Genomic DNA, 4,855 nt, shown 5'->3' with positions numbered 1-4,855 from the left:
GGAGGGCACCGTCTGCAGGCCGGGGCAGGCCGGACGGGATTCTGGTGCCGCGACGGATCAAACCACCGCGACGAATTGTCTCTTAAAGCAGCGTCAACTGCACCTGGTCTTTCCCGGCGGCAACGAACTGGTCGGTCCGCAGCGTGCGCCGTTCGGCATTGAGGCCGAGCCGCTTGGCTGTGATCTCGAAGCGCCGGCCGATCTGCCAGGCATAGGGACCGGCGCCCTTCATGCGTTTGCCCCATTCCGAATCGTAGTCCTTGCCGTCACGCATCGACCGGACCAGCGACATCACATGGCGGTAGCGGTCGGGATAATGACGCAGCAGCCAATCCTTGAAGATCGGGCTGACCTCCAGCGGCAGCCGCAGGATCACGTAGCCCGCTTCGCGCGCGCCCGCCGCACATGCGGAATCGAGGATGCGTTCCATCTCCGGATCGGTCAGGCCCGGAATGATCGGCGCCACCATGACCGACGCCGGAATGCCGGCATCCGAAAGCTGCCGGATCGCTTCCAGCCGCTTGGTCGGCGTCGACGCGCGCGGCTCCATGGTGCGCGCCAGCATGCGGTCGAGCGTCGTCACCGACAGCGCTACCTTGGCGAGCCCGCGTTCGGCCATGCGCGACAGGATATCGATATCGCGCGTCACCAGAGCGGACTTTGTCACGATGCCGACCGGATGGCCGCGCGCTTCCAGCACTTCGAGGATTTCGCGCATGATCCGGTATTGCTTCTCGATCGGCTGGTAGGGGTCGGTGTTGGTGCCGATGGCGATGGTGCGCGGCTGATAGCTGTCCTTCGAAAGCTCCTTGTCGAGCAAGCGCGCCGCATCAGGCTTGGCGAACAGCTTGGATTCGAAATCCAGACCCGGCGACAGGCCCATGAACGCGTGCGTCGGGCGGGCAAAGCAATAGACGCAGCCATGCTCGCAGCCGCGATAGGGGTTGATGGAACGGTCGAAGGAAATGTCGGGCGATTCGTTGCGGGTGATGATGGTGCGCGGCTTCTCTACCTGCACTTCGGTCTTGAAAGGCGGCAGTTCTTCCAGCGAATTCCAGCCATCGTCGAACACGTGCCGGCTGACTGGCTCGAACCGGCCGGACGGATTGATGCCAGCCGACCTGCCGCGGTTGCGGTCCGGGCGGACACGCATGCCGCTCTGCTCGACCATCGCGTTGGCCATCTCGGCTCTTCCTGCTCCGAAAGCTGCAATGTCGGCGCGCACGATCTGTTCCATTTTCGCCCGCTCCCAGGGACTGTCCGTGTTGTGTCGAATCGCTCTGTTCATGAAATTATTCCTATTTTACTGGTGGGAACAAAGCAAGAACTTTCTATGGTGCGATGCAAAAACTGGCGCTGTCCGGCGCTTTCCGCTATTCGGCTAAGGATGCTCAGTGTTCTCATCGAAACCCGCAATGACGAGGAGGGCCTCGCCCGCACGCTCGCCTCGCTGATTGGCGGAGCGGTCGAGGGCGTGGTGCGTGAAGTCATCGTCTGCGACACAGGCTCCACCGACCAGACGCATCGTGTGGCCGAGCATGCCGGCTGTCAGTACGTGACGGGCGGTGTCGCTGCCGGCATCCGCCAGGCCAAGGGGGATTGGTTGCTGCTCCTGGAGCCGGGCGCGCGGCTGGTGGAGGGCTGGATCGATGAAGTTGTCGCCCACACGGCCAGGCAGACCATGGCGGCACGGTTTTCGCGCACGCGAGCCAGTCGCACGCCATTCCTGGCCCGGGTCTTTTCGGGAAACCGCGCCTTGGCCGACGGCTTGCTGATCAGCAAGCGTCAGGCAGCTGCCGCGGCAAAGAGCGCCGGCAGTGCCGGGACCATCGCCCGCGGCCTCGCGACGAAGCGGCTCGACGCGGAGATCTGGATGGCGCCGGCCAAGCAGGAGCGCCGCTCGTCGACGTGATTTTTGCAGTTGCTCAGGTCATTGTGCATTGCACAAAATCTGACGCGGGGTTAGCTTCCGTTCAAGCGGGAATTGGGTTTGGACATGCCGAGAGGCGAGCACCGATGCGGCATCGGTGGTGCTCTCATAGCCGAGGACCCAATGAAGCTTTCAACCCCCGACACATCCGGCGCGGCCAGTCTCGAGGCCATTGCGCGCAACGGCAGCCTGCTGCGGCGCATCGCCGTACGTATTCCAACCTATCTGACGGACCTGCGGGAGAACCCTGCCTGGCTGCCGATGTTCGTGTTGGCGCGCACAATGCCCGGACGCCGCATGCATTGGCTGGGCGCAAAACGCGCCCGCCCGGTCGCCAATGCCGGGGATACGATGTTTGCCGGTGTCGAACGGGGAGCGGTCGTCGATGCGTTGCGCTCCGACGGGCTGTTCTCAGGCCTGGTCCTGCCGCCTGATATCCATGAAGAGATCGCCGACTTCGCCGGGCGCACGCCTTGCTTCGGCAATTTCGACCGCCGTCTCGAATTCATGCCGGGGGAACATGCCGAGGCCGAGAAACGCCTTGGCCGCTCGCTGCTCAGCGGGCATTTTTTCGAGCGCATCCTCGACTGCCCGGCGGCGCTTGCCATCCAGCGCGATCCGCTGCTTCTGGATATTGCCGCGCACTATCTCGGCGGCCAGGCAAAACTGATCACGACGCGCGTCTGGTGGAGTTTTCCAACCGGTGCGGCTTCGGACGCCGACAAGAACCTCGCCTCGCTCGGCAAGTATCATTTCGACCTCGATGATTGGCGCATGCTGAAATTCTTCTTCTACCTCAAGCCGGTCGACGCCGACACCGGTCCGCATGTCTATGTCAGGGGCAGCCACAAGCGCCGCAGCCTCAAGCACCAGCTTACCCTTCTGGTCGGTCATCCCGCGCAGCAGGTTCTGGATGTCTATGGCGAGCAGAGCCCGGTGACGCTGACCGGCGAGGCTGGTCTCGGCTTCGTCGAGGACCCCTTTGGCTTTCATATGGGCACCGTGCCGGCACGCACGCCGCGACTGATGATGGAAGTCGGCTTCGGCGTATCGCCGCCGTCGCGCCGACGGTTTCATGGCGAGCCGGTTATCCGCTGAGAGCTGCCTATCCGAAGCTCATCTCGACAGGTGTCCAGTGTGTGCGGCGTCTGGCTTGGCGCTGCGCCCTGTTTTCCGTATCGAAGTCAACGCGGACCGGCTCCTGGTTGAACCGTTCGCGGTCGTCCAGGGCGTTGATGATGACGATCGCCCTTGCATCGTCATCTCTGGCGATTGCGGCGACGTAGACACCGCACCGCCGGCAGATCAGATAGTCGGCCGTCCTCAGCCCGAACTGATATCTCCGCAATTGCGTCTCGTCCTTGACCGAGATGACCAGTCTGCCATTCGGATCGGCAACGGCGCGCGAACCATGTCTGACACAGAACGAGCATTGGCAAGCGCGAACTTCGGTTTGCGGTGGCTCGAGCTCGGTTGAAAATTCAAGGCGTATATTGCCGCAATGGCACCCACCGGTGTGCACGGTCATCGTAGCTGCCTTGTCGTGAACGGCGATGATCGCCTTCAGACAAGGTACTTTTCCGAGGTCCGGTTTGGAATGGGGTTTCAAAGGCGCCGGTGCTGTTTTGCCTGGCGAACGCGGCGTGGAACCGGCGCTTTGCCTCGGCTTTTACGGAGCCGATTTGCCGCGCCGCAAATGCTCGTCCAGGCGCGGCATGATCTCGACGAAGTTGCATGGCGTGTGCCGGTAGTCGAGCTGCGCTTTCAGGATGCCGTCCCACGCGTCCTTGCAGGCGCCGGGTGAGCCCGGCAGCACGAAGACGAAGGTGGCGTTGACGACGCCGCCGGTCGCCCGGCTCTGGATCGTCGAGGTGCCGATCTTGTCGTAGGAAATGCGGTGGAACACTTCCGAAAAGCCATCCATGCGCTTTTCGAAGATCGGCTCCAGCGCGTCCGGCGTCACGTCACGGCCTGTGAAGCCGGTACCGCCGGTGGTGATGACGACATCGATATTCTTGTCCTGTGACCACGCCAGAACCGTGTCGCGGATTTTCTCGCGGTCGTCGGTGACGATATCGCGGGCCGCCAGCAGATGGCCGGCCTCGGTGATGCGGTCGGCCAGCGTCTGGCCGGATTTGTCGTCGGCGAGGCTGCGCGTGTCCGAAACGGTCAGCACCGCGATGCGCACGGGAATGAAGGAGCGGCTCTCGTCAATTCTGGCCATCTGCGCCCTCCGATGCGATGGTGCGCGTCGCCGCGACGAACCAGTCGGGCTGGCGGCCGCGGATCTCGGCAGCGGCACGCTTGGCGACATTGCCGGTCTCGAACAGGCCGAAGCAGGTGGCGCCGGACCCGGACATCCGTGAAAAACCCGATCCGGCCTTGTTCAGCCAGGAAAGCGCCCTGCCGATGGCGGGCTGCATCGCTAGCGCCGCGGGCTCGAGATCGTTGCGAGTAATCTCCAGCCAGTTGCGCAGGCTGTGAAAATCGATGCCGCGCGGCAGGGGCGGCAAGGCCTCATTGTCGCGCAGCGAAAGCGCTGCAAAGACATCCGCCGTCGACACCGGGGTGCCTGGATTGACCAGCACCAGGCCAAGCGCCGAAAAATCCGGCACCATCGACAGTTCATCCCCGATGCCGCGCGCTACCAGCGGCTTTGCCGCCAGGCACATCGGCACATCGGCGCCAAGCGAAAGGCCGATCCGCGCCAGCTCTGCGCCGTCGATGTCCAGCGCCCATGTCTCCACCAGCCCGCGCAGCACGGTCGCCGCGTCGCTCGAACCGCCGCCGACGCCGGAGGCAACCGGCAGGTTCTTTTCGAGCCGGATGGCAACCGGCGGTGTTCTCTCGTGCCCGGCTGTCTGCCGCAGGGCATCGCGCGCCCTAAGCACAAGATTGCTTGCGTCGACTGGAACGGCCGGTGCG

Annotated in this window: 6 protein-coding genes; 2 read left to right on the top strand and 4 right to left on the bottom strand. The window is 63.8% G+C overall.

The window, feature by feature from the left end; translation table 11 throughout:
- Positions 1-82: 82 nt before the first annotated feature.
- Complete coding sequence (locus EN964_RS24540; protein WP_127270954.1) at positions 83-1,237, bottom strand: PA0069 family radical SAM protein; 1,155 nt, start codon at positions 1,235-1,237, stop codon at positions 83-85.
- A gap of 150 nt (positions 1,238-1,387) precedes the next feature.
- Here EN964_RS24540 and EN964_RS24535 point away from each other — a divergent pair, with 150 nt between their 5' ends.
- Positions 1,388-1,912 (top strand): glycosyltransferase, encoded by a 525-nt coding sequence (locus tag EN964_RS24535; RefSeq protein WP_127272328.1) that lies wholly within the window; start codon positions 1,388-1,390, stop codon positions 1,910-1,912.
- Between the two features lie 141 nt (positions 1,913-2,053).
- Positions 2,054-3,028 carry a hypothetical protein gene (locus tag EN964_RS24530; protein WP_023808671.1) on the top strand — a complete coding sequence of 325 codons (975 nt, stop codon included), beginning with the start codon at positions 2,054-2,056 and terminating at the stop codon, positions 3,026-3,028.
- 7 nt (positions 3,029-3,035) lie between these two features.
- Here EN964_RS24530 and EN964_RS24525 read toward each other — a convergent pair whose 3' ends face one another.
- From EN964_RS24525 to EN964_RS24515, 3 genes are all read right to left on the bottom strand, one after another.
- Positions 3,036-3,458, bottom strand: coding sequence for a GFA family protein (locus EN964_RS24525; RefSeq protein ID WP_127269627.1), 423 nt, complete (start codon positions 3,456-3,458; stop codon positions 3,036-3,038).
- Positions 3,459-3,599: 141 nt separating this feature from the next.
- Positions 3,600-4,154 carry a molybdenum cofactor biosynthesis protein B gene (moaB, locus tag EN964_RS24520; RefSeq protein WP_127269628.1) on the bottom strand — a complete coding sequence of 185 codons (555 nt, stop codon included), beginning with the start codon at positions 4,152-4,154 and terminating at the stop codon, positions 3,600-3,602.
- Positions 4,141-4,855 (bottom strand): 4-(cytidine 5'-diphospho)-2-C-methyl-D-erythritol kinase (locus EN964_RS24515; RefSeq protein WP_127276823.1); only part of this gene is annotated, 715 nt, incomplete at its 5' end. The genes EN964_RS24515 and moaB, both read right to left, overlap by 14 nt.

Origin of the sequence: Mesorhizobium sp. M7A.F.Ca.CA.001.10.2.1 (assembly GCF_003998575.1) — a bacterium.
Lineage (GTDB): Bacteria > Pseudomonadota > Alphaproteobacteria > Rhizobiales > Rhizobiaceae > Mesorhizobium.
The sequence above is the reverse complement of the archived record's forward strand: the minus strand, read 5'-3'. Positions and strand labels throughout refer to the sequence as shown.